The following is a 23441-nucleotide window of genomic DNA, read 5'->3' on the forward strand; positions in this document are numbered from 1 at the left end:
CGGTGTCCGGCATCGCGGCGGCGAGGCTGGGGAGGTACTACCAAAGCAAACCGCCCGGACCAGCCGGGCGGCTCAGGGGCTGCGGGTTTAGCTACGGTAGTCGGCGTTGATCTTGACGTAATCGTAGGAGAAATCGCAGCTATAGACCTTGGCGGCGGCCGCACCGCGTCCGAGGTCGACGCGGACGGTGATTTCGGCCTGCTGCATCACGCGGGCGCCGTCGGCCTCCTGATAGCTGGCGGCGCGGCCGCCCTTTTCGGCGACCAGCACATCGTCGAGCCAGACCCGGATGCTGTCGACGTCGAGGTCGCCGATGCCGGCATAGCCGATGGCGGCGAGGATCCGGCCGAGGTTGGGGTCGGAGGCGAAGAAGGCGGTCTTGACCAGCGGTGAGTGGCCGATGGCGTAGCCGACCTTGCGGCATTCCTCGGCATCCTTGCCGCCTTCAACGGCGATGGTGATGAACTTGGTCGCGCCTTCGCCGTCGCGGACGATGGCTTGTGCCAACTCGACGGACACCGCAATCAGCGCCGCCTTGACCTCGGCCCAGCCGGCTTCACTGCCATCGGCAAAAGCGAGGCCGGACTGGCCGGTGGCGATCATCACGAAGGAATCGTTGGTCGAGGTGTCGCCATCGACGGTGATGCAGTTGAACGAGGCGTCGGCGGCTTCCTTGACCAGCGCATCGAGCAGCGGCTGGGCGATGCCGGCGTCGGTGGCGAGGTAGCCGAGCATGGTTGCCATGTTCGGCTTGATCATGCCGGCACCCTTGGAGATGCCGGAAATCGTGATTTCCTGGCCGTTGACCGTGAATTTGCGCGAAGCGGCCTTGGCGACCGTGTCGGTGGTCATGATCGAGTGCGCGGCAGCATGCCAGTGGTCGGCGGCGAGGTCGGCACGGGCGGCAGGCAAACCGGCGATCAGGCGGTCGACCGGCAGCAATTCGAGAATCACGCCGGTCGAGAAGGGCAGCACTTGTTCCGGGGCGATGCCCAGCGTTTCGGCCACGGCGGCGCAGCTCGCTTGCGCTGCAGCCAGGCCGGGTTCGCCGGTGCCGGCGTTGGCGATGCCGGTGTTGATCACCAGCGCGCGGATTTCGCGGCCGCTGGCCAGGTGCTTGCGGCACAGCTGCACCGGCGCGGCGCAGAAGCGGTTCTGGGTGAACACGCCGGCCACCGTCGCTCCCGGTGCCAACTCGATCAGGGTCAGGTCGCGGCGGTTCTTTTTGCGGATTTCGGCTTCGGCGGTACCAAGACGCACCCCGGCGACCGGGAAAAGTTGCTCGGCGGAAGGCGTGGTGTAATTGACGGGCATGTGAGGATCCAGAATCGAGTGGATAGGATCGAGGCCAGCGATTGGCTGGCCTCCGGGTTGCACAACAGTTAAAGACTGATCACCGCTGGCTGAACTGCGTGCTAGTTCAGTTTACCGTGACAGTGCTTGTATTTCTTGCCGGAGCCGCAGGGGCAAGGGTCGTTGCGGCCGATTTTCGGGGTCTGCGCGGCTTCGCCGGTATCAGCCGCCGGATTGTCGTCCTGGCCCAGCGCTTCGTCGTAATCGGCGTGCTGGTACTGAACATTGTGCACATCGGCGTGCGGCGCGGTTTCCTCGACATCTTCGGCGGTACGAATCTGTACCGTGAACACGATCCGGGTAACCTCGCGGCGGATCACGTCGAGCAGGGTTTCGAATAGTTCGAAGGATTCGCGCTTGTATTCCTGCTTCGGGTTCTTCTGCGCGTAGCCACGCAGGTGGATCCCCTGGCGCAGGTGGTCCAGTGCTGCCAGATGCTCGCGCCAGTGGCTATCCAGGCTCTGCAGCATGACGTTGCGTTCGAACTGGCGGAAGGTGGTCTCGCCGACCAGTTCGACCTTGGCAGCGTAGGCCTGGTCGGCGCCTGCGATGATCCGGCCGAGAATTTCCTCGTCGGTCAGCGTCGGCTCGGCCTTGACCCACTGGGTTACCGGGGCTTCGATCTGGAGATCGGCGAGCAGGGTCTGTTCGAGGCCGGCGAGGTCCCATTGTTCCTCGACCGATTCTTCCGGAACATGGCTGCGGAAAATCTCGGCGATCACGCTCTGGCGCATCGCGGCGATGGTTTCGGCGATGTCGTCGCTTTCCAGCAGTTCGTTGCGCTGGTGATAGATCACCTTGCGCTGGTCGTTGGCGACATCGTCGTATTCGAGCAGTTGCTTGCGGATGTCGAAGTTGCGGCCTTCGACCTTGCGTTGTGCCGATTCCAGCGAGCGGGTCACCAGCGGGTGCTCGATGGCCTCGCCCTCGGGCATCTTCAGCTTGTCCATGATCGCGCGCAGGCGTTCGCCGGCGAAGATGCGCAGCAACTGGTCGTCGAGCGACAGGTAGAAGCGCGAGGAGCCGGCATCGCCCTGGCGGCCGGAGCGGCCGCGCAACTGGTTGTCGATGCGCCGCGATTCATGGCGCTCGGAGCCGATGATGTGCAGGCCGCCGGCGGCCAGCACCTGATCGTGCACCTGGCGCCACTCGGCGCGCAGGGCCGCCACTTGCGCTTCCTTGTCGGCGGGGCTGAGGGCTTCATCGGCCTCGATGGCGTCAATCTGCTTCTGGATATTGCCGCCGAGGACGATGTCGGTGCCACGACCGGCCATGTTGGTGGCGATGGTGATCATTCCCGGGCGCCCGGCCTGGGCGACGATTTCGGCTTCGCGGGCGTGCTGCTTGGCGTTGAGTACCTGGTGCGGCAGCTTTTCCCGGTCAAGTAGCTGTGACAGCAGTTCGGAGGCCTCGATCGAGGTGGTACCGACCAACACCGGCTGGCCGCGCTGATGGCAGTCGCGGATGTCGGCGACGATCGCGGCGTTCTTTTCCTCGCCGGTCTTGAACACCAGATCGTTCATGTCCTTGCGCTGCATCGGGCGATGGGTCGGAATGACGACGGTTTCGAGGCCGTAAATCTGCTGGAATTCGTAGGCTTCGGTGTCGGCGGTGCCGGTCATCCCGGACAGCTTGCCGTACATCCGGAAGTAGTTCTGGAAGGTGATCGAGGCCAGGGTCTGGTTCTCGGCCTGGATGGCGACGCCTTCCTTGGCTTCGACTGCCTGGTGCAGGCCATCGGACCAGCGGCGACCGGCCATCAGGCGGCCGGTGAATTCGTCGACGATGACCACTTCGCCCTTCTGCACGACGTAGTGCTGGTCCTTGTGGAACAGCGTTTGCGCGCGCAGGCCGGCGTTCAGATGGTGCATCAGGGTGATGTTAGCGGCGTCGTAGAGGCTGGAGCCTTCCTTGAGCAGGCCGTGTTCGGCGAGCAGGGCTTCGGCGTGCTCGTAGCCGGTTTCCGAGAGGTGGACCTGATGGCCTTTTTCGTCCACCCAGAAGTCGCCTTCGCCCTCTTCGCTCTCGGCGCGGACCAGCTTGGGAACGACCTGGCGCATTGCCAGGTAGAGGTCGGTGTGGTCGTCGGCCTGGCCGGAAATGATCAGCGGCGTCCGCGCTTCGTCGATCAAGATCGAGTCCACTTCGTCGACAATCGCAAAATTGAGGCCGCGTTGCACCCGTTCGCCGGCGCTATAGACCATGTTGTCGCGCAGGTAATCGAAGCCGAATTCGTTGTTGGTGCCGTAGGTGATGTCGGCGGCGTAAGCGGCCTGTTTCGCCTCGTGATCCATCTGCGACAGGTTGATGCCTACGGTCAACCCGAGAAAACGGTGCAAACGTCCCATCCATTCCGCGTCGCGGCTGGCCAGGTAATCGTTGACTGTGATCACATGGACGCCCTTGCCGGATATGGCGTTGAGGTAGGCGGGCAGCGTACCGACCAGGGTTTTGCCTTCGCCAGTGCGCATTTCAGCGATCTTGCCGTAGTGCAGGACCATGCCGCCGATCATCTGCACGTCGAAATGGCGCATCCCGAGCACGCGTTTGCCGGCTTCGCGCACTACCGCGAAGGCTTCCGGCAGCAGGTCGTCGAGCGATTCGCCATTACTGTGCCGCTGGCGGAATTCGTCGGTTTTGGCCCGCAGTGCTTCGTCGGACAATCCCTGGATTTGCGGTTCGAGGGCGTTGATACGCTTGACCGTCTGGGAATATTGCTTGATCAGCCGGTCGTTGCGGCTGCCGAAAATCTTTTTGAGTAGGCCGGAAATCATCGCGTGTTAAGGACAACGTGGTGCCAGAAGCGGCAAAGCGCCGATTCTAGCATGGCCCCGAGAGGCAAAAGGGCGATCCAGGTCAAGTCCGGGATCGCTGCGGTTGGCTTAGCGCAGGCTGGCGTTGGCCAATTTTGGCGGCAGCTTGAGCAGGATCGCCGGGTTTTGCGGAACCCCATGCATGCGGACTTCAAAATGCAGGTGCGGGCCGGTCGAGCGGCCGGTGCTGCCGACTTCTCCGATCGGTTCGCCGCGGCGGACCAGGCGGCCGGCCTGAATTTTGAAGCGGGAGAGATGGGCGTAGCGGCTGATCAGGCCGTCGCCGTGGTCGATGTCGATCATGTTGCCGAAATCGCTGGCGTATTCGGCGGCGATCACCACGCCGTCGGCAGCTGCCACTACCGGGGTGCCGGTCGGAGCATTGAAATCCAGTCCTTCGTGCATCGCCAGGCGGCCGGCAAAGGGGTCGCTGCGGAAGCCGAAGTGTGAGCCGAGCAGTGCGTCCTTGACTGGAATGGTGGTGGGCAACAGGCGTTCCTTGACCTTTTTTTCCAGCAGGCGCGCTTCCAGTTCGGCGAATTCGCCATTCCGGTGCTCGACCTGGCTGGCCAAGGCGCTGATTTCCCGTTGCAGTTCGCCGGCCGAAAGCGGTGCTGGTATGTAGGGGCCGCCCTGCGCCGCAGTCTTGCGCAGGGTCTCGCGCTTGACGCCGGCAAGGTCGGAGACGCGTTCGCCGACATGGTCAAGCTGCAGGACCTGGGCTTGCAGTTCGCCAAGGCGATTGGCCATCAACTCCAGATTGTTGTGGATGTACTCCTGGGTTTTGTGGATTTCCCGCTGGTGCAGGCTGACCATCAGTTCCTCGACCAGGGGGAGGCGGTAGCGTACCGACAGCCAGGAGAAGAAGGCCGAGGTGGCGAAGACCAGAACCATGAACGCCGCCAGCGCGGCGGCGAGATGCCAAGGCATAATGGTCAGTGTGCGCGCCTCTTTGAGGTGGCGCGATACCAGGATGATCTGCACTTGTAACCTCCGTAAGCAATGATTCAAAACCCCGAGCATTTCCTTGAACGCGATGGCGGCAGCGCCCAGGTTCTGGCGCACGCCCGCCTGTTGCATAAGCTTGCCCGCCGCTTCGAAGCGGTGGCGCCGCTGGCGTTTCGTCAGGCCGCCCGAGTGGCCAATTTCCGGTTGGGGGTAGTGGTTATCCTCGCCGAAAACGGCGCGGTCGCAGCCAAAATCCGGCAGATGAGCCAGCGTTTGTGCGACGAATTATCGAGGGGAGGGACGCAGTGTAGCGGCATCGAAGTCAAAGTTCAACCCCGGCAAAGTCCTTTTCAATCAAGGTCTTCGTTGCCTAAAGGCTTGTCGGGCGCGGCTTGCGACCGGGTCGGGGCCTTGGCTGCCGGCCTGCCGCCGGGGCCTTTGCGCGAGGCGCTGGCGCGGCTTGCGCAAAGGCGTCAGGGCGGCAGTTGAGGCAGCTGTGTTCCGGCTCGGTCAGCGGCCGCAATAGACTGGCGGACGCTTCTGCATGAAGGCATCGATGCCTTCGCCGGCATCTTCGGTCATCATGTTGCAGGCCATCACTTCGGCGGCGTAGTCGTAGGCTTCGACCAGGCCCATTTCGAGTTGCCGGTAGTACATTTCCTTGCCCATTTTGACGGCGACGGCGCTCTTGCTGATGATTGCCTGCGCCAGACGTTCGACCTCGCTGTCGAGCGCATCGGCCGGGACCACGCGGTTCACCAGGCCTTTGGTCCGCGCTTCCATGGCGTCGATGAATTCGCCGGTGAGCAGCATTTCGAGCGCCGCCTTGCGTCCAAGGTTACGGGCCAGGCCGACCGCCGGGGTTGAGCAAAACAGGCCGACATTGATCCCGGAGACGGCGAAGCGGGCGACATCGGCGGCGACCGCGAGGTCGCACATCGAGACCAGTTGGCAGCCAGCGGCGGTGGCGATACCGTGTACCCGGGCGATGACCGGTTGTGGCATACGGGTGATGCTGAGCATCAGCTGGCCGCACTGGCGGAATAGCGCTTGCATGAATTCCTTGCTGTGGTTGGCGCGCATTTCCTTGAGATCGTGGCCAGCACAGAAAGCCTTGCCGGCGGCGGCAATGACCACGACGCGGATCGCCGGGTTGGCGGCAATGGCATCGAGTTCGGACTGTAGCGCGGTCAGCATTTCCTGTGACAACGAGTTGAACTGGCTGGGGCGGTTCAGGGTCAGGGTGGTCAGGCCGTTTTCACGGTCAACGCGCAAAACCGGCAAATTTTCTTCGCTCATCGAGCAGTCTCCTTTTACAGTGCGCGGCACTCGGTGTATTAGCCGCTTGTTATGAAAGCGGACAATCTATCCCAGCCCGACGCAATTGAAAACCGTCGGCAGCGGCCGGCGCGGTAAAATCCCGCCGATGAATTCCCCGCGCTACGTACACCTCCGCCTGCATTCCGAGTATTCAGTCACCGATGGCATTGTCCGGGTCGGTGACGCGATCAAGAAAGCCGCTGCCGACGGCATGCCGGCCCTGGCCCTGACCGATCTCGCCAACCTCTTCGGGCTGGTCAAGTTCTACACCGGCTGCCGTGGTAAAGGGGTCAAGCCGATTGCCGGCGCCGACGCCTGGATTCATAACCCGGATGCGCCGGATAGTCCGTATCGTTTATTACTGCTGGTGCGCAACCGCAGCGGCTACCGGCAGTTGTCGGAGTTGCTGACCCGGGCTTATGTGGTCGATGCCCGGCGTGAGCATGCTGAATTGCGCCGCGAGTGGCTCTCCGAGGTTGGTTGCGATGGCTTGATCGCGCTGTCCGGGGCGCAGCATGGCGACGTTGGCGAAGCACTGAGCATGGGCAACTTCGACCTCGCCAGCGAGCGGGCGCGAACATGGGCGGCATTGTTCCCTGGAGCGTTCTATCTGGAAGTGCAGCGCTACGGGCAGCCGCAACAGGAAGCGATGGTGCAGCAGACCGCCGACCTGGCCGGTGAGACCGGGATTCCGCTGGTCGCGACCCACCCGATTCAGTTCATGGCGCGCGATGACTTTCGGGCGCACGAAGCCCGGGTCTGCATCGCCGAAGGCTATGTGCTGGGCGACAAGCGGCGGCCACGTCCCTATACCGAAGAGCAGTATTTCAAGACCCAGGGCGAAATGGCCGAATTGTTCGCCGATCTGCCAGAGGCCCTGGAAAACAGCGTCGAAATCGCCCGACGCTGCAATATCGAGCTGACTCTGGGCAAGAACTTTCTGCCCGACTTTCCAACGCCGGCCGGGATGAGCCTCGACGATTTCCTGGTCGCCGAAGCCAAGGCCGGTCTTGAACTGCGTCTGCATCAGCTCTATCCGGATGCGGTGGTGCGCGAGGAAAAGCGGCCGGAATACGAGGCCCGGCTGGAGTTCGAGTGCAATACCATCATCCAGATGGGCTTCCCCGGCTACTTCCTGATCGTGGCCGACTTCATCAATTGGGGCAAGCAGAACGGCGTCCCGGTCGGGCCCGGCCGGGGCTCCGGTGCCGGCTCGCTGGTCGCCTACTCGTTGGGGATCACCGACCTCGACCCGCTGGCCTACGCGCTGCTGTTCGAACGCTTCCTCAACCCGGAGCGGGTCTCGATGCCCGACTTCGACGTCGACTTCTGTCAGGACAACCGCTGGCGGGTGATCGAGTATGTCCGCCAGCGCTACGGTGCCGATGCGGTGTCGCAGATCGCCACCTTCGGTACCATGTCGTCGAAGGCGGTGGTGCGCGACGTCGGGCGCGTGCTCGACCTGCCGTACTCGATGTGCGACCGGATTTCCAAGCTGATCCCGGTGCAGGCCAACAAGCCGGTATCGCTGGCCGAGGCACTGGAGCAGGAACCGGCGCTCAAGGATATGCTGAGCGACGAACAGGACGGCGAGAGCATCCGCGAATTGTTCGACCTGGCTGGGCGCCTTGAGGATTTGACCCGCAACGTCGGCATGCACGCCGGCGGGGTGTTGATCGCCCCGGGGCGGATCACCGATTTCTGCCCGATCTACCAGGCCACCGGCGCCGACGCCTCGCCGGTTTCACAGTTCGACAAGGACGACGTGGAAAAGGCCGGTCTGGTCAAGTTCGACTTCCTCGGTCTGCGCAACCTGACGATTATCGAACTGGCACTCGACTACATCGAACGCATGACCGGGCAGCGCCTCGACCTGATGGCGCTCGGTTTCGAAGACCCCGGTGCCTACCAGATCCTGAAGGACGCCAACACCACCGCGATCTTCCAGGTGGAATCGGAAGGGATGAAGAAGCTGCTGAAAAAGCTGGCACCCGACCGTTTCGAAGACATCATCGCCGTGCTGGCGCTCTATCGTCCCGGCCCGCTTGGCTCAGGGATGGTGGACGACTTCATCCTGCGCAAAAAGGGCCAGCAGGCAATCGACTACTTCCACCCCGACCTGACCGCCTGCCTGTCGCCGACTTACGGCGTCATCGTGTACCAGGAGCAGGTGATGCAGATTTCGCAGATCATCGGCGGCTACACGCTCGGTGGTGCCGACATGCTGCGGCGGGCGATGGGCAAGAAAAAGCCCGAGGAAATGGCCAAGCACCGGACCACCATCGCCGAAGGGGCGAAGGAGAAGGGCTACGATCCGGCGCTGGCCGAACAGTTGTTCGACCTGATGACCAAGTTCGCGGAGTACGGCTTCAACAAGTCGCACACTGCCGCCTATGCGGTGGTGACTTATCACACCGCCTGGCTCAAGCGTTATCACTGCGCAGCCTTCATGGCGGCGACTCTGTCGTCGGACATGGACAACACCGACACGGTCAAGATCTTCTACGAAGACACCATCGCCAACAAGGTGAAGATGCTGGGGCCGGATGTCAATGCATCAAATTACCGTTTTGAGCCGGTCGACCGTGAAACCATCCGCTACGGCCTCGGCGCGGTCAAAGGAACTGGCGAGCAGGCGGTGAACGTGATTCTTGAAGCGCGGGCCAAGGGCGGTCCGTTCAAGGACCTGTTCGACTTCTGCCAGCGTTGCGACAAGCGCCAGGTCAATCGCCGCACCATCGAGGCGCTGATCCGTGCCGGCGCCTTCGATAGTATCGATGCCGATCGCCACAAGCTGCTCGCCTCGGTCGGTGTAGCGCTTGAATTCGCCGAACAATGCGAACGCAATGCCTTGCAAACCAGCCTCTTCGACCTCGCCGATGTCGCCGAAGACCATGCGCCGGAATACATCAACGTGCGTCCGTGGGCTGAAAAAGAAAAGCTGATGCAGGAAAAGACCGCGCTCGGTTTCTTTTTCTCCGGCCATCCTTACAACACCTCGAAGGCTGAACTGTCGCGCTTTGTCCGGCGGCCGCTCAATCGCCTGGAGCCGGCCAAGGAATTGACCGTGCTGGCTGGCTTGGTGGTCGGTCTGCGCACCCAGATGACCCGGCGCGGCAAAATGCTGTTCATCCAGCTCGATGACGGGACGGCAATGGTCGAGGTCTCGGTATTCAATGAACTGTACGATGCCGAGCGGCACAAGATCGTCACCGATGAGGTGCTGGTGGTCGAGGGTAAGGTCAGTTACGACGATTTTTCCGGCGGCAACCGCGTCGTGGCCGACAAGCTGCTGACCCTGGGCGAGGCTCGTGCCCGTTTTTCCAAGCATTTGCTGCTGAAAATGGTCAGCGGGCAGGACCCGCGCAAGCTGAAGGCCCTGTTGCAGCCCTTCGCACCCGGCCCGGCCGAGGTGCGAGTAAATTATTGCGGGCCGGCGGCGGAGTGTCAGTTCCGCCTGGGGCCCGGTTTACGGGTCCGGCTTGAGGATGACCTGCTGGAAGCCTTGGGGGCTTGGCTCCAGCCGGAAAACGTCAAGATCGTTTACTGAGCTTTCGGGCAACGGGCCGGGAGTCGTCAGCCGGTTGCCCGGTTTGCTTACTGCAGCATGTCGGTTTTGAAACCGATTCGCACCGCGCCCCAGTGGCGGCCGTTGATCACGATCGGCATCGACAGGTCGTTGAGGATTTCGCCGGTATCGCGAACATAGGTCTGGAACAACGAAGGCTTCTGATTCTGCGCCAGTTTGAGCCCAACCGGGTCGTTGAAAATCCGTTTGTGCCGGCACTTGACCAGGTCGACTGCCGGGTCGCCGGAGGGCTGGTTGGAAAACACGCTGTTGTGGGCCGGGGCGTAGCCTTTGTTATCGACTGCCAGGGCGTAGGTCAGTCCGGGCATTTCAGTCAGCAGGGCATCGTAAAGACGGGTCAGGTCCTTGTCGCACTGGCCGTCGTAACAGGTGGTGTAGCGCTTTGGATTGGAGCCAGGGATGTCCTTGTAGGCTTGGTCGAAAACATTGATGCCGCGGGCTTGCAGCGCTTGCAGGATCGCGCTGACGCGGTCGCGGAAGCTGGTGCAGCCGTCATGTACGGTGTCAAACTTGCTGTTCCCGGTGCGGAAGTCGGCCAGCGTGCATTGCAGGTCTTCGGTCGAGGTGCGCAGGGTCTTGCTCGAGTCGATGCACTGCTTCATCCGTCCGGAAATATCCTGTGAGTGGTCCCGGATTTCCTCGACTTCGCGGTGGATGGCCTGGTTGCTCTCGCGCAGATTATGGATGGCGTCGGCAATCGTCGTCAGCTGGCTGGCCGTTTGCTGAAATTCGCCGACCATCGTCGTCAGATCGCTGGCCGAAGTTTCGACGTATTCGTTAGCGCGGGTGACTTCCTCGACAATGGTTTGTGTCTTCGACGAAGTGTCGGCCACCAGGTTGATCATCGACTGGGTATTCTGGCCGATGACTTGGGTCGCGGTCTTGACCTTCTCGGCCAGCTTCCTCACTTCGTCAGCAACCACGGCGAAGCCGCGCCCGGCTTCACCGGCCCGGGCAGCCTCGATGGCTGCATTGAGGGCAAGCAGGTTGGTCTGGTCGGAAATGTCGTTGATCAGCGAAACGATCTCGTTGATCTTCATCGAACTGGTGTGCAGTTCGCCAACCGTCGACGAGAAATGCTCGATGTGCTGGTTGGTCGAGCGCATCGTGGTTGCCACGGTCTCCATCTGGCTCAGCGAGCGCTGTGCAAGCTCCAGATTGCTCTGGGTCGAGCCTCGAATGGCCTCGGCGTTGCTTGCGACGTCGCCAACTGCCTGGTTGACCCGGTTGCTCAGTTCAAAAACTTCGCCGGCCAGTTGTTCCTGGCGCCTGACCGCATCGTCGGTCTGTTGTACCAGATGATTCATGCGCGCAGCGTCAGCAGCGATACTGACGCTGCGCTCACGGGCATGAGAAATCAGGTCGCGGACCTTGGCGAAAAAGCGGTTGATGTTGGCCGAGATGCGGCCGGCAGCGTCATTGCCAGTGGCGCCAACAGCGAGTGAGAGATCGGCGCGCCCTTCGGCGATGGCCGTAATGTCGCGGTCAATCTTGTTGATTGCCGCGTTGTTGCCAAACAGCCCCATGGATAAGTCTCCTGCCTCTGCGATTTTGTATTTTTGGGGAATTCGTCGTTGCCGGATCATACCTTGCCGGCCGATGCCTTGCTACAGGCGCAGACTTATCCCTTTACCACTACTTGCAGCAAACTTGAACGGGACGTGCGCCTGCTGGATAATCGGCGCCCTTAAGGTGCCGTCAGCACCCGGCCGCGATCGGCGTTTTCAGGGACGGCAGCAAGGGCGCGCGTGCCCGCTACTCCATAAAGGAAACGATTCATGCTGCTCATGATCGACAACTACGATAGCTTCACCTACAACCTGGTCCAGTATTTCGGCGAGTTGGGGCAGGAGGTCAGGGTGTTTCGCAACGATGCGATCACGGTGGCTGAAATCGCCCGTTTGGCGCCTCGATATCTGGTGATTTCTCCCGGGCCCTGCGCGCCGGCACAGGCTGGTATTTCGCTGGCAGCGATTCGCGAATTTGCTGGCAAGATTCCGCTGCTTGGCGTTTGCCTGGGGCATCAGTCAATTGGTGAGGCCTTCGGCGGCCGCATCGTGCATGCGCAGCAGTTGATGCATGGCAAGGTCTCTCCGGTGCATCACAAGGACGTTGGTGTCTTTCGTGGCTTGCCGAATCCTCTGACCTGTACCCGCTACCATTCGCTGGCGATCGAGCGCAGCAGTTTGCCGGAATGTCTCGAAGTGACGGCGTGGACGGACGACGGCGAGATCATGGGGGTGCGTCACAAGACCCTGGCGGTTGAGGGCGTTCAGTTCCATCCCGAGTCGATCCTGACCGAGCGCGGCCACGATCTGCTCAATAACTTTCTTCTGGAGCACCAGTGATGAGTCCGCAAGAGGCTTTGCAACGTGTCATCGAGCATCGCGAAATCTTCCACGATGAAATGATTTCGCTGATGCGCCAGATCATGGGCGGCGAGGTGTCGCCGGTGATGATCGCGGCGATTACCGCCGGCTTGCGGGTGAAGAAGGAAACCATCGGCGAGATTGCTGCCGCAGCTTCGGTGATGCGCGAACTGGCGACGCCGGTCAAGGTCCCGTATGACCGACGGTTCGTTGATATTGTGGGTACCGGCGGTGACGCGGCCCACAGTTTCAATATCTCGACTACGTCAATCTTCGTTGCGGCAGCGGCAGGTGCCAAGGTGGCCAAACATGGCGGGCGCAGCGTGTCATCCAGTTCGGGTAGCGCCGATGTGCTCGAAGCGCTGGGCGCCAATATCATGCTCTCGCCAGAGCAGGTTTCTGCATGCATCGAGGAAACCGGGATCGGTTTCATGTTCGCGCCGAATCACCACAGCGCAATGAAGCATGTGGCGCCGGTGCGTCGTGAGATGGGAGTGCGGACACTATTCAATATTCTTGGTCCGTTGACCAACCCGGCTGCCGCGCCGAACACGCTGATGGGTGTATTCCACCCCGACCTGGTCGGGATTCAGGTGCGTGTGATGCAGCGCTTGGGGGCTGAGCGGGTGTTGGTCGTGCATGGCAAGGACAATCTCGACGAGATTTCGTTGGGGGCGGCAACGTTGGTCGGTGAATTGAAGGATGGGCAGGTGCACGAATACGAGGTGCATCCCGAGGATTTCGGGCTCCAGATGCTGTCGCTCAGGAACCTTCGGGTCAATGGCGCCGCTGAATCAAAGGCAATGATGCTCGGGGCACTGGAAAACCAGCCGGGGGCAGCGCGTGAAATCGTTTGCCTGAATGCTGGCGCGGCGCTCTACGTCGCCAATGTTGCCGATAGTATCGGCGACGGTATTGCCCGGGCGCGCGAGGCTATTGCCAGCGGTGCAGCGCGCACTAAGCTCGACCAGTTCGTGCAGTGTACGCAGCGACTGGCAGCCTAATTTCATTGAACGGAACAAGATGTCGGATATTCTGAAAAAAATCGTCGCCACCAAGCACGAGGAAGTTGCTGCTGCGCTCGCAGTCAAGCCGTTGTCTGTGCTCGAAGCCGAGGCTGCGGCCCAGGCTCCAGCCCGCGATTTCGTCGCGGCGATTCGCAACAGGATTGCTCACGGTCAACCGGCGGTTATTGCCGAAATCAAGAAAGCCAGCCCGTCCAAAGGGGTGATTCGCGAAAATTTTCATCCGGCCGAAATTGCCCGCAGCTATGCACAAAACGGTGCTGCCTGTCTGTCGGTACTGACCGATCGGCAGTATTTCCAGGGGGCTCAGTCTTATCTCGAGGAGGCTCGCGCGGCTTGCCACCTGCCGGTCTTGCGCAAGGATTTCATGGTCGACGCCTACCAGGTGGTTGAAGCGCGGGCGATGGGGGCTGATTGCATTCTGTTGATCGCTGCTGCGCTGGATCTGCCGCAAATGCAGGCATTGGAGCAGGTTGCTCAGCAATTGGGTATGGCCGTGCTGGTCGAGGTGCATGATGGCGATGAGCTGACTGCTGCGTTGCAGTTGCAAACTCCGTTGATTGGCATCAATAACCGTAACCTGCGGACTTTCGAAGTGACTCTGCAGACCACGCTTGACCTGCTGGCGAGAATTCCCGAAGGGCGTATCGTGGTGACTGAAAGCGGTATTCTGAAGCCAGAGGATGTGGCATTGATGCGGAGTCACCGGGTCGGCTCCTTTCTGGTCGGCGAAGCCTTCATGCGCGCAGAGGATCCTGGGCAGGAGTTGGCTCGGCTGTTTGCCTGAAACGGTGGTGGCAAGCCGAGGGGGCGGGTTAAAGCCGCAAGCGCAAGCTGCGGCTTTTTTGTTACCCCTGTCCGTCCTGTAAGCGATTAGCGTCTTCTCCGGCAACAGAGAAGGGTAAATGGAGCCAGAGGAGGGTGGCTGTTGCGGGCCGGGTGTTGCGGGAATGCAACAGGGTCGGGGATGGAGTCTTGTTTTGCGGCAAATGGCGTTTGTGTTGCCAGAGGGGTATGCCAGAATCCCCCCAACTTCTCGATCCGAGAGGTAAAGCTTGGTTTTGCCCCCGGGGAAAACCAAAACTAACCACTAAGGAGAAATTTTGATGCAGAAGAAACTGATCGCTCTGGCCGTCGCCGGCCTGGCCTCCACCGCTGCTTTCGCCCAAACCAACGTCACCGTTTACGGTGTCATGGATGCAACCTTTGACTACGTTGGCGCCTCCCAGAGCACCGCCGCTACCAAGGTCAAGAACGACGCTCGCGTCTCCGCCAACAGCTCCTACCTGGGCTTCAAGGGCGTTGAAGACCTGGGCAACGGCCTGAAGGCTGTGTTCCAGATCGAAGGCGGCCTGACCAGCGACGCCGCTGGCGCTTGGGGCGGTGCAAACCGTGACACCTACGTCGGTCTGACCGGTGGTTTCGGTACCGTTGTTGCTGGTAACCTGACCGCTGCTGGCCGCGCTCTGGGTGCCAAGGTTGACGTCAACTCCGGCGCTACCGGCATCGGCTACCAAGGCGCCCTGTACGGCAAGATCGCCGGCACCACCTCCGGTGTTGATGATCGTACCGCCAACGCCATCGCTTACATCTCCCCGAACTTCAACGGCTTCTCCGCTCTGGCTGCTTGGGGCGCTGGTTCCGAGCAGAAGGACACCGCTGCTCGCACCGACAACGTTTGGTCGCTGGGTCTGAACTACGCTGCTGGCCCGTTCTACGCTGGCTACGCCTACACCCAAGTTGACAACGTCGTTGGCAACACCGATGCCAAGGCCAAGAGCCACCGTCTGGGCGGCACCTTCAACTTCGGCGCTGGCCAAGTTGGTCTGCTGTGGGATCGCACCGATGCCAACACCTCTGACAGCACCGACAGCGCCCGTAACGTCTGGTTGCTGAACGGTAAGTTCAACGTTGGTGCCAAGGGCGCCGTCATCGCCGGTTACGGCAAGGCTGGCGACGTCGGTAACGTCAACAACACCGGCGCTACCCACGCTTTCGTTGGTTACGAGCACAGCCTGTCCAAGCGTACCGTCCTGAAGGCCATCTACGCTCAAGTTCGTAACGAAGCTGGCGCTTCCTACAACTTCTACAACGCCGCTACCGGTTCCGTCGGTGGTGTTGTTGCTGGCAACGATCCGAAGGGCTTCCAGTTCGGTATCCGTCACTCCTTCTAATCTGACTCGTTCAGTTTAGTTTGAGAAAAACGACCGCCTTTAGGCGGTCGTTTTTTTTTGTCCCTGTTTTTGTGTCCCTGCCAGGGGGGCTCGATAGACAAAGTCATCGGCAACTTGGTGAAGTCTGTTTTGGCGAGAGGGTAGTTGCGGCGATTGGGTTGGCTCCTGCCTGACCCCTCATTCGGCGCCATCTCTACAAAGAGAAAAAATTGCGCTGAGCGGCACACTGCCCAGCCGAAAGAGTGCATCCAACCAACTAACCTGGTCTCAGCCTTAGCGGCACGGCACCTGCAACCGGAGGGTTTTAGGGGGGGGGCTGGTCTTTGGATCTTGTGTTTGGTGTTGGGCGCGAGGTCCGGGGTGTATTGACCCAATAGAACCTGCTCAACTTATCTCGCTAAAGCATACGCCTCGGCGGGGATTTTCATGCCAAGTGCCTGATGTGGGCGCTTTTGGTTGTAGAAATTAATCCAGTCTCCAATGACCCGACAGGCATGCTGCAGGGTCTCGAAACGGTAGCGATGGACATACGCTCCTTCAGCGTCTGAATCAGTCGCTCAATCAAGCCGTTCTGCTGCGGCGTGTAGGGCGTGATGAATTCCTGCTGCAGACCATAACTCTTGACCAGCGCCGTGTAGCTGCGACTAGTGAAGACCAAACCATTGTCTGAGCGGAGCAGGAAGGTTTGATCTACCTTGCCCAGCGTTCCGAATCGAGAGATCAGGGCTTGTTCCAAGGCAGACTCGGCCGTCCTGGATTTTCCGCTTCGGGATAAAGGCCACCCTAACAGTTTGCGACTACAGCAGTCAGCCACCAGCGCCAAGGTCACCCAGCCGTCTCGGCCTGTCCAGACCCGGCAGAGGTCCGTGGCCCAGCGCTCGTTCGGCTTCTCTGGCGCTGAAACCTTGGCTTCGATCCGTGGCGGGAAACCCACCGCCCGCTTCCTGACCCGCCAGCCCTTGATCTGGAAGATGCGCTGCACCGTATTCTTGTTCATCGACAGGAGATGCGCCACCGTCCGGTAGCCAAACGAGGGATTCTCCTCGATCATCGTCTTGATCTGTGCCACCAGCGATTCCTGAACTTTGGGTGGCGACTTCACCGGCCGGTAGTAGAACGTACGGCGTGACACTTCGAACTACTGCCACAGCTTGTTGATCGAGACTTCGATGCCGTCGAGTCCCTGGCGGATCATCTCGATCACTTCTCTTCCTCGCCCAGCAGGGACTGCGTTTTTTTTCGTGCACGTAGCTCCAGCATCGCTTCGCCGTAGGCTTCCTGAAGTGCTTTGATCTGCTTCTCGTACTGCTCCCGGATATCCAGCGGATTGGCTCTCAATGCGTTCTCCATGCCCCGCTTGGCTTCATCAACCCAGGTTTCAATCTCCGAGGGTGGCAAGTCAAAGGCTCGACTGGCCTCTGATATCCTCGGCTTGCCTTACACAATCTCACTCACCAACGCGCTCTTGCGCTTGGCTGTCCAGCATTTGATTTCCTCATCCATGACCATGCTCATCGTCAAACTCCTTCAAGGCTAACGCGTGAGCAGATTTTTACTGGGTCAATACAGGGAGGCATTTCCGAAGTGGCGTTTCACGGCAACAAAAAGGCGATCCTTGGATCGCCTTTGGTGTGGGTATTTGCCTATTTATTTGCTGGTGCTGCTTTTCCGTGCTGCAGCTGCCGTGGCGCTTTTGGTTGGCGCGGTGGTTTGGCTGGCGGTGTTCAGGTTGGCTTCGGCGATGTCGCTCAATTGCTTGGCCATCGAGGTCATGCTGCCGAACGCCTTGTTCGATGCGTCGAGCAGAGATTGCATGCCGGCGGCAAAAATGTCGCCGCCCACCGGGGTATTTGCCTTGGCCTTGGCGACGGCTGTGTTGGCGTTTTGGGTGAAGCTGCTGTACTGCGCTTCCATCACTGCCGTGACTTCCTTTTGCATCTCGCTACCCAGTTCATAGAGGCTGCGTGAATAGTCCATCCACTTGTCGAGATTCGGGCGGGCCAGTTCGCTATTGAGTTTGGCCAGGGTATTTGCATCCTTGGCGCCCATCAGCTGTTGGGTGGTGGCGACGGTGGTGTTGAAAAACTCGCGCGAGGCAGCCATGTTCAGCGCGGTCAGGCGCTCCAGGCCGTTGAAGGCAGTGCGCAGCAAGGCCATCATCACTTCGGTGTTGGCTTTCTGGGCGGCGGCCAGTTGATCCAGATTGTTGCTCATGAGGGTTCTCCAGTCTGGTTGCGGTGCGGATGGAAAAAAGCCCCTGCCCAAGGCAGGGGCTTTCATCAATTTAGCCCAAATTACTTCTTTTTGGCAGCAGCGGCAGAGGCGCCTACAGCCTTGACGGTGGCATTGGTCGCGGCGGCTACGTTGGCTTCGGCGATTTCGGCGACTTGCTTGGCAGCCTTGTTCATGTTGTCGAAGGCGGAGTTGGCGGCAGCGATGGCGCTCTTGACTGCAGCAACGGCAACGTCCGAGCCGGCGGGGGCGGACTTGGCGGCCTGGTCGAGGAGGCCGGCCACGGTCTTCTGGAACTCGCCGAACTGGGACTCAACCATCTTGGACAGTTCTTCCTGGGTCTGGGCGGAGATTTCGTAGACCGAGCGAGAGTAGGCGACGGCCTTTTCGACGTTCGGCTGAGCCAGTGAGGCCTGAATCGACAGGGCTTCCTGAACGTCCTTGGCGCCCATCAGCGCCTTGGCGCCGGAGACGGAGTCTTCAACGACCGAGCGGGCGGTGTTCAGGTTCAGAGCGGCGATGCGCTCGGCGGAAGCGAGGGCGGTGTTGGCCAGGGACAGCAGGGAGTCAACGGTAGCCTTGTTGGCGGCAGCGAATTGCTCGGGGGTGGTGAACATGGATATCTCCTGAATGTAAATCATGTATTGCGGCGAAAACCGGCAGCACAGTCATTTATACTTCATGTTGCACTGCATCATGAGACATCATTATAGAGTTCGTTGCTATGCTGTCAACCTCTTTTTTGTGCGCTGCAGCAAATCCTGTTTTTGCGTTACAAATCAGGGGGGTGGCGGCTTGTCAGCAAGCTACTCCGCGAGTGTTGGTGCCGGCGGTGTGATGCTGTTCGCTCCCCGCAGCTGCAGGCTGTCGCTACGTGGTGTCGGGGCAGCGGTGAGTTCCTCTGGCATGCTCTTGTTGCGCGGCTGGATAACCGCGCGGACTCGTGCGGCCGGGGTGCCGGGAGTTTTCCGGTCGCCGATGGTGGCCATGTATTTTTCGCCGATTGCGTCATACCAGATGTAGTCGCCCTTGATTTCATCCTCGCCGCTGCGTACCCAGGCACGATGGAAGAGTTCGGCAATTTCGTCTCGGCTGCTGTACTCGATGCGTTCGGCCTGGCCCTCGACGTACTCGTCCCGTCCCTCGCGTTTCTGGCGGAAACGGGCCAGGCCGTTGCGGCTGCCGAAGGCGATGCCTTTCTGGAAACCGTAGGCGTCTTCGCTGACGACGATGCGTTCGGCTTTGAGGACCAAGGTCCCTTTGGTCAGCACGACGTCACCTTCAAGGATTTGCTGCTTCTTGGCATCGTCGATGGTGACGCGGTTGGCTTCCAGCAGCATCGGCTTGTCGCGGTCGGCGCGTTCGGCATGGCCGGTGCTGGCGGCGAGCAGGCTGCCCAGGGTTGCGAGTAACAGGCAAAGGGGGCGCAGTTTCATTGCGAATCTCGTTGACGGATGTGGCTGCCCTGAACTTGTGACAGCAGCGTAAAGGTAGCAGCGTTGTTGTCGAGGCGCATCCCGGTGCCCTGGAGCCATGAGCTGCCTTGGTCGATGCGCACTGGGCTGGCGGTGAAGCCGATGCCTAGATCGGGTTGAACCGTCAGGTCGGGCATCCGGGCGACCGTACCCGGTTGCCCAGGGCTGCCGGGGCGGGTGGCAGTAACCTCTCCCCAGAGATAAACGGTTTCGCCATTGCTGCTGGCGCGGGCGTTGTGAGCCCGGAGTTCAAGCGGCTCACCGTTGTCGCGCAGGGTGAGAAGGCGCGGCTGGCGCAATTCGGAGCTGTCGTCATCCGGGAAATGCACCAGATACGGGGCTTGCAGGCGGTACTTCAATTGACCACTTTCGCTGAAGCGGCGGATTTCGAAGTCTTCAGCAATCGCATCCGGATCGTGCCGCAATTTGCCGTTGTTGATCGGATTTTCATGGTCGACTGCGTTTTGCAGCAAAAAAGTCAGGCCGGCCAGCAAGGTCAGCAAGATCAGGGGAAAGAGCTGGTTGCTGGAAATTTTCATGACCGGGTCGGCAGGTAGGGGGCCTGTGCGGCGCTCAACTTGTCTTGTGCGGCAAGGATGAATTCGGCTGCTTCGCGAACTGCGCCCTGGCCTCCGCTTGCATGGGTCAGTAACTGGGCCTGCTCGCGGACCAACGGACGGGCATTGGCTGGTGCAATGGCGAGGCCGCAGGCGTGCATCGCGCGCAGGTCGATCAGGTCGTCCCCCATGAAAGCGCAGTTCTCCCAGTCGAGTCCGAGTTCTTGACGCAGGTGATCGAGAACGCTGAGCTTGTCGCCAACACCTTGGTAGACGTGCGAGATGCCGAGATCGGCGGCGCGCTTGGCGACGACCCCGGAGTTACGTCCGGTGATGATTGCCAGTTCCAGACCGACGCTTTGCAGCAATTTGAGGCCCAAGCCATCCTGAACATTGAATGTCTTTAGCTCATGCCCGTCATCGGTATAGTGCAGGCCTCCATCGGTCATCACCCCGTCGATGTCGAAGGCAATCAGGCGGATGCGGGCGGCGCGGGCTTGCGCGAGTTTTTCTTTCATCAGATGACCTTGGCGGTAAACAGGTCGTGCATATTGAGGGCGCCCACCAGGCGGCCGTCGCGGTCGGTGACCAGCAGGGCGTTGATGCGCAGTCGTTCCATCATTTCAACGGCCTCGACGGCCAGCTTTTCGGGGTGGATGGCGTGCGGGGCGGGGTGCATGACTGCACCGATCCGTGCTGTATGCAGGTCAAGTTGCCGTTCAAAGGCCCGGCGCAAATCACCGTCGGTGAAAATTCCTTGTGGCCGGTCGTCCTGATCGGTTACTGCGACCAGACCGAGTCCGCCGCGCGACATGGCGACAATCGCATCACCGATCAGGGTGTCACGGCTGACGCAGGGGACCCGTGAGCGTTCGCGCATCACGTCGCGGACATGGGTCAGCAGGCGTCGCCCGAGCGAACCGCCAGGGTGTGAGCGGGCAAAGTCTTCCGGACCGAAGCCGCGGGCGTTGAGCAGCGCGACGGCCAACGCATCGCCCAGGGCAAGGGCTGCGGTGGTACTGGCAGTCGGGGCCAGATTCAGCGGGCAGGCTTCCTGCGCTACTCCGGCGTCGAGATGAATGTCGGCTTCGCGGGCCAGGGTCGACCCCGGGGCTCCGGTCATCGCAATCAGCCGGGCACCCTGGCGCTTGACGGCCGGAACGATGCGCAGCAACTCCTCCGATTCGCCAGAGTTCGAGAGGGCGAGCAGCACGTCGTCACGAGTGATCATCCCGAGGTCGCCGTGGCTGGCTTCGCCGGGGTGTACGAAGTAAGCCGGGGTGCCGGTGCTGGCCATGGTGGCGGCGATCTTGCGCGCGATATGGCCGGACTTGCCCATGCCGCTGACGATGACCCGGCCGGGGCTGTCGAGAATACACCCTACGGCGGCGACAAAACTGGCGTCAAGACGGGCTTCCAGCGCTGCGACGGCGGCCGCTTCGATGGCCAGGGTACGGCGCCCCAGGGCCAGGGCCTGATCGGGCGCAAAGCTCGGAGCGATGGGGGCGGACGGGCTTGGGTTCATGGACGGGCTGCGGTTATGATGGGCGAAGTATACCCGAATCGAAAAAATCACCCTTGAGCGCACTTTCTCTTGTCCTGCTGTTGCTGGGGGCTTCGGTCCTCGCTGTTGTTGTTTTCCGCCGTTTCAATCTGCCGCCGGTGCTCGGCTACTTGGCCGTGGGCAGTCTGATCGGGCCGCATGCGCTGAACCTGATGGGCGATGTGCAAAAGGCCTCGCATCTTGCGGAATTCGGTGTCGTTTTTCTGATGTTCTCAATCGGCCTCGAGTTCTCGCTACCGAAACTGTACGCGATGAAGCGCATCGTATTCGGGCTCGGGCTATTGCAGGTGGTGGTGACCCAGGTGCTGGCCACCGGGGTGTTGATCCTGTTGGGTGTGTCCTGGCAGCACGGGATTGCGCTTGGCGGGCTGTTCGCAATGTCGTCGACGGCGGTGCTGACCAAGTTGCTGGCCGAACGGATGCAACTCGATTCGCCGCATGGGCGCGAGGTGCTGGGCGTATTGTTGTTCCAGGATTTGGCCGTGGTGCCATTGCTGGTGGTGATTCCGGCGCTGACCCAGCCGCCGGAAAAGCTGGCGATGTTGCTTGGTTTGGCCTTGTTCAAGGCGGTGGTGGTGCTGGCAGTGATTCTGGTCTTCGGCCAGCGGCTGATGCGCAAATGGTTCCATTTCGTTGCCCGCGCCCGCTCGCCCGAGGTGTTTGTTCTCAACGTGTTGCTGATTACCCTGGCTCTGGCTTACGTTACCGAACTGGCTGGCCTGTCGATGGCGCTGGGGGCTTTTGTCGCGGGAATGCTGATTTCGGAAACCGAGTTCCGCCTGCAGGTGGAAGAGGATATCAAGCCGTTCCGCGACGTGTTGATGGGGCTGTTCTTCGTCACCATCGGCGTCCGTCTTGATGTGCAGATTCTGGTCGGCCTGTGGTGGCAGGTGCTGTTTGGCTTGCTAGCGCTGCTGGTACTCAAGGCACTGGTGGTCGGCCTGCTTTCGCGTCAACTTGGAGCCAGCCCCGGCAATGCGATTCGTTCGGCCCTGTGGCTCTGTGCCGGGGGTGAGTTCGGATTCGTATTGCTCGGCGAAATTGCCGGCCTGCCGAAAAATGTCGAACAGGTGGCGTTGACCGTGTTGGTGCTGTCGATGCTGATTGCGCCGTTCATTGTGCAATACAGCGAGAAGCTGGTGATGCGTTTTGTCGCTAGCGAATGGTTGATGCGCTCGATGCAGCTGACCCAGATCGCGGCGCAATCAATGACTACCGAGAAGCATGCGATCCTTTGCGGCTTCGGCCGCAATGGCCAGTACCTGGCCCGTTTCCTGGGGCAGGAAGGGGTTGGCTACATTGCGCTCGACCTCGATCCGGACCGCGTGCGCGAAGCTGCCGCCGGGGGCGAGAGCGTGGTTTTTGGCGATGCAGGGCGCAAGGAGGCGCTGATGGCTGCCGGTCTGATGCGGGCCAGCGTGGTAATCGTGACCATGGCCGATACCAGTCTCGCCGAGAAAATCATGCATCACGTTCAGTCGCTGCGGCCGGAGCTGCCAGTGGTGGTGCGCACTGCCGATGACCGGGACATGGAGCGTCTGAGCAAGGCTGGCGCCGCCGAGGTCGTGCCGGAAACGCTGGAAGCCAGCCTGATGCTGGCTTCGCATGCGCTGGTGCTGGTTGGGGTGCCGATCAACCGGGTACTGAAAAGGATCCGGACCATTCGTGCCAAGCGCTATAGTCTGTTGCGTGGTTATTATCGCGGGGTGACCGATCGCGATGAGGAGGAAGCCCGGCAGTCGCGGCTGCACTCGGTGTTGCTCACGCCGGGGGCCCGAGCCGTTGGACAAACCCTGGCCGAGATCGATCTGGTTCGACTGGGTTGCGAGGTCAGTGCGATCCGCCGCCGGGGCATCAAGGCAGTCGAGCCGGCTCCGGAAACCCGGCTGGAGGCCGGTGATGTGGTGGTTGTGCTTGGCGCTGCCGATGCCGTGGAGGCGGCCGAGCAACGTTTGTTGCACCAATAGCCGATTTGGGTCGCGGTTCACGGTTGACGCCGGAAAACCGGCTTTTCCCGGCGTC

General features: G+C 61.0%; 20 protein-coding genes and 1 pseudogene. 7 read left to right on the top strand and 14 right to left on the bottom strand.

The annotated features are described in order from the left end of the window. Positions 1-87: 87 nt before the first annotated feature. The 3 genes from argJ to VX159_RS03315 all read right to left on the bottom strand — a co-directional run bounded on the left by argJ (position 88) and on the right by VX159_RS03315 (position 5150). Positions 88-1314, bottom strand: coding sequence for a bifunctional glutamate N-acetyltransferase/amino-acid acetyltransferase ArgJ (gene argJ, locus VX159_RS03305; RefSeq protein ID WP_371324570.1), 1227 nt, complete (start codon positions 1312-1314; stop codon positions 88-90). Positions 1315-1415: 101 nt separating this feature from the next. Next, positions 1416-4127: a preprotein translocase subunit SecA gene (gene secA, locus VX159_RS03310; RefSeq protein WP_371324571.1), complete on the bottom strand. Its 2712-nt coding sequence runs from the start codon at positions 4125-4127 to the stop codon at positions 1416-1418. Positions 4128-4235: 108 nt separating this feature from the next. Next, positions 4236-5150, bottom strand: coding sequence for a M23 family metallopeptidase (locus VX159_RS03315; RefSeq protein WP_371324572.1), 915 nt, complete (start codon positions 5148-5150; stop codon positions 4236-4238). Positions 5151-5168: 18 nt separating this feature from the next. On the opposite strand from VX159_RS03315, the gene VX159_RS03320 reads away from it, so the two are divergent. Continuing rightward, positions 5169-5603, top strand: a complete 435-nt coding sequence (locus VX159_RS03320; protein WP_371324573.1) for a DciA family protein — start codon at positions 5169-5171, stop codon at positions 5601-5603. 21 nt (positions 5604-5624) lie between these two features. Here the strand turns inward: VX159_RS03320 and VX159_RS03325 are convergent, their stop codons facing one another. After that, on the bottom strand, positions 5625-6413 hold the full coding sequence (locus tag VX159_RS03325) for an enoyl-CoA hydratase (RefSeq protein WP_371324574.1): 789 nt from the start codon (positions 6411-6413) through the stop codon (positions 5625-5627). Positions 6414-6540: 127 nt separating this feature from the next. Here VX159_RS03325 and dnaE point away from each other — a divergent pair, with 127 nt between their 5' ends. Next, positions 6541-9984, top strand: coding sequence for a DNA polymerase III subunit alpha (gene dnaE, locus VX159_RS03330; RefSeq protein WP_371324575.1), 3444 nt, complete (start codon positions 6541-6543; stop codon positions 9982-9984). A 47-nt stretch (positions 9985-10031) separates the two neighbouring features. Here dnaE and VX159_RS03335 read toward each other — a convergent pair whose 3' ends face one another. Beyond that, a complete protein-coding gene (locus VX159_RS03335) occupies positions 10032-11549 on the bottom strand; it encodes a methyl-accepting chemotaxis protein (RefSeq protein ID WP_371324576.1) in 1518 nt (505 codons plus the stop codon). Between the two features lie 252 nt (positions 11550-11801). Here VX159_RS03335 and VX159_RS03340 point away from each other — a divergent pair, with 252 nt between their 5' ends. From VX159_RS03340 to VX159_RS03355, 4 genes are all read left to right on the top strand, one after another. Then, positions 11802-12371 (top strand): aminodeoxychorismate/anthranilate synthase component II, encoded by a 570-nt coding sequence (locus VX159_RS03340; protein WP_371324577.1) that lies wholly within the window; start codon positions 11802-11804, stop codon positions 12369-12371. Further along, positions 12371-13396, top strand: a complete 1026-nt coding sequence (gene trpD / locus VX159_RS03345) for an anthranilate phosphoribosyltransferase (RefSeq protein ID WP_371324578.1) — start codon at positions 12371-12373, stop codon at positions 13394-13396. Before VX159_RS03340 ends, trpD begins: the two co-directional genes overlap by 1 nt. 19 nt (positions 13397-13415) lie before the next feature. Beyond that, a complete protein-coding gene (gene trpC, locus VX159_RS03350) occupies positions 13416-14204 on the top strand; it encodes an indole-3-glycerol phosphate synthase TrpC (RefSeq protein ID WP_371324579.1) in 789 nt (262 codons plus the stop codon). Positions 14205-14523: 319 nt separating this feature from the next. Continuing rightward, positions 14524-15591: a porin gene (locus VX159_RS03355; RefSeq protein ID WP_371324580.1), complete on the top strand. Its 1068-nt coding sequence runs from the start codon at positions 14524-14526 to the stop codon at positions 15589-15591. A 389-nt stretch (positions 15592-15980) separates the two neighbouring features. Here the strand turns inward: VX159_RS03355 and VX159_RS03360 are convergent, their stop codons facing one another. The 9 genes and pseudogenes from VX159_RS03360 to VX159_RS03400 form a co-directional block, all read right to left on the bottom strand. Next, the gene (locus tag VX159_RS03360) at positions 15981-16094 is read right to left on the bottom strand and encodes an integrase core domain-containing protein (RefSeq protein WP_371325485.1); all 114 of its coding nucleotides are present in this window, start codon (positions 16092-16094) and stop codon (positions 15981-15983) included. A 134-nt stretch (positions 16095-16228) separates the two neighbouring features. Beyond that, positions 16229-16642 (bottom strand): annotated as a pseudogene (locus VX159_RS03365) (DDE-type integrase/transposase/recombinase); the annotation flags it as partial. Positions 16643-16791: 149 nt separating this feature from the next. Then, positions 16792-16941, bottom strand: coding sequence for a hypothetical protein (locus tag VX159_RS03370; RefSeq protein WP_371324581.1), 150 nt, complete (start codon positions 16939-16941; stop codon positions 16792-16794). A gap of 297 nt (positions 16942-17238) precedes the next feature. Beyond that, positions 17239-17805 carry a phasin family protein gene (locus VX159_RS03375; RefSeq protein ID WP_371324582.1) on the bottom strand — a complete coding sequence of 189 codons (567 nt, stop codon included), beginning with the start codon at positions 17803-17805 and terminating at the stop codon, positions 17239-17241. An 80-nt stretch (positions 17806-17885) separates the two neighbouring features. Next, positions 17886-18440: a phasin family protein gene (locus VX159_RS03380; RefSeq protein ID WP_371324583.1), complete on the bottom strand. Its 555-nt coding sequence runs from the start codon at positions 18438-18440 to the stop codon at positions 17886-17888. A 189-nt stretch (positions 18441-18629) separates the two neighbouring features. Next, entirely contained in the window at positions 18630-19259 is a 630-nt protein-coding gene (lptA, locus tag VX159_RS03385) for a lipopolysaccharide transport periplasmic protein LptA (protein WP_371324584.1), read from the bottom strand. Next, a complete protein-coding gene (gene lptC / locus VX159_RS03390) occupies positions 19256-19837 on the bottom strand; it encodes an LPS export ABC transporter periplasmic protein LptC (protein ID WP_371324585.1) in 582 nt (193 codons plus the stop codon). The genes lptA and lptC overlap by 4 nt, the downstream gene beginning before the upstream one ends. Then, a complete protein-coding gene (locus VX159_RS03395) occupies positions 19834-20373 on the bottom strand; it encodes a KdsC family phosphatase (protein WP_371324586.1) in 540 nt (179 codons plus the stop codon). The genes lptC and VX159_RS03395 overlap by 4 nt, the downstream gene beginning before the upstream one ends. Then, positions 20373-21380, bottom strand: coding sequence for an SIS domain-containing protein (locus VX159_RS03400; RefSeq protein WP_371324587.1), 1008 nt, complete (start codon positions 21378-21380; stop codon positions 20373-20375). Before VX159_RS03400 ends, VX159_RS03395 begins: the two co-directional genes overlap by 1 nt. Before the next feature lie 53 nt (positions 21381-21433). On the opposite strand from VX159_RS03400, the gene VX159_RS03405 reads away from it, so the two are divergent. Continuing rightward, on the top strand, positions 21434-23386 hold the full coding sequence (locus VX159_RS03405; protein ID WP_371324588.1) for a monovalent cation:proton antiporter-2 (CPA2) family protein: 1953 nt from the start codon (positions 21434-21436) through the stop codon (positions 23384-23386). The last annotated feature ends 55 nt before the right edge of the window (positions 23387-23441 follow it).

Source organism: Dechloromonas sp. ZY10 (assembly GCF_041378895.1).
Classification (GTDB): Bacteria; Pseudomonadota; Gammaproteobacteria; order Burkholderiales; family Rhodocyclaceae; genus Azonexus; species Azonexus aquae.

What these genes read in the sequence shown, in the direction of transcription:
- VX159_RS03325 (WP_371324574.1), bottom strand. Translation starts at nt 6,413, where the DNA reads ATGAGCGAAGAAAATTTGCCGGTTTTGCGCGTTGACCGTGAAAACGGC.
- argJ (WP_371324570.1), bottom strand. Translation starts at nt 1,314, where the DNA reads ATGCCCGTCAATTACACCACGCCTTCCGCCGAGCAACTTTTCCCGGTC.
- secA (WP_371324571.1), bottom strand. Translation starts at nt 4,127, where the DNA reads ATGATTTCCGGCCTACTCAAAAAGATTTTCGGCAGCCGCAACGACCGG.
- VX159_RS03375 (WP_371324582.1), bottom strand. Translation starts at nt 17,805, where the DNA reads ATGAGCAACAATCTGGATCAACTGGCCGCCGCCCAGAAAGCCAACACC.
- VX159_RS03380 (WP_371324583.1), bottom strand. Translation starts at nt 18,440, where the DNA reads ATGTTCACCACCCCCGAGCAATTCGCTGCCGCCAACAAGGCTACCGTT.
- trpD (WP_371324578.1), top strand. Translation starts at nt 12,371, where the DNA reads ATGAGTCCGCAAGAGGCTTTGCAACGTGTCATCGAGCATCGCGAAATC.
- lptC (WP_371324585.1), bottom strand. Translation starts at nt 19,837, where the DNA reads ATGAAAATTTCCAGCAACCAGCTCTTTCCCCTGATCTTGCTGACCTTG.
- VX159_RS03355 (WP_371324580.1), top strand. Translation starts at nt 14,524, where the DNA reads ATGCAGAAGAAACTGATCGCTCTGGCCGTCGCCGGCCTGGCCTCCACC.
- VX159_RS03400 (WP_371324587.1), bottom strand. Translation starts at nt 21,380, where the DNA reads ATGAACCCAAGCCCGTCCGCCCCCATCGCTCCGAGCTTTGCGCCCGAT.
- VX159_RS03320 (WP_371324573.1), top strand. Translation starts at nt 5,169, where the DNA reads ATGATTCAAAACCCCGAGCATTTCCTTGAACGCGATGGCGGCAGCGCC.
- VX159_RS03370 (WP_371324581.1), bottom strand. Translation starts at nt 16,941, where the DNA reads ATGGAGAACGCATTGAGAGCCAATCCGCTGGATATCCGGGAGCAGTAC.
- trpC (WP_371324579.1), top strand. Translation starts at nt 13,416, where the DNA reads ATGTCGGATATTCTGAAAAAAATCGTCGCCACCAAGCACGAGGAAGTT.
- VX159_RS03335 (WP_371324576.1), bottom strand. Translation starts at nt 11,549, where the DNA reads ATGGGGCTGTTTGGCAACAACGCGGCAATCAACAAGATTGACCGCGAC.
- dnaE (WP_371324575.1), top strand. Translation starts at nt 6,541, where the DNA reads ATGAATTCCCCGCGCTACGTACACCTCCGCCTGCATTCCGAGTATTCA.
- VX159_RS03340 (WP_371324577.1), top strand. Translation starts at nt 11,802, where the DNA reads ATGCTGCTCATGATCGACAACTACGATAGCTTCACCTACAACCTGGTC.
- VX159_RS03395 (WP_371324586.1), bottom strand. Translation starts at nt 20,373, where the DNA reads ATGAAAGAAAAACTCGCGCAAGCCCGCGCCGCCCGCATCCGCCTGATT.
- lptA (WP_371324584.1), bottom strand. Translation starts at nt 19,259, where the DNA reads ATGAAACTGCGCCCCCTTTGCCTGTTACTCGCAACCCTGGGCAGCCTG.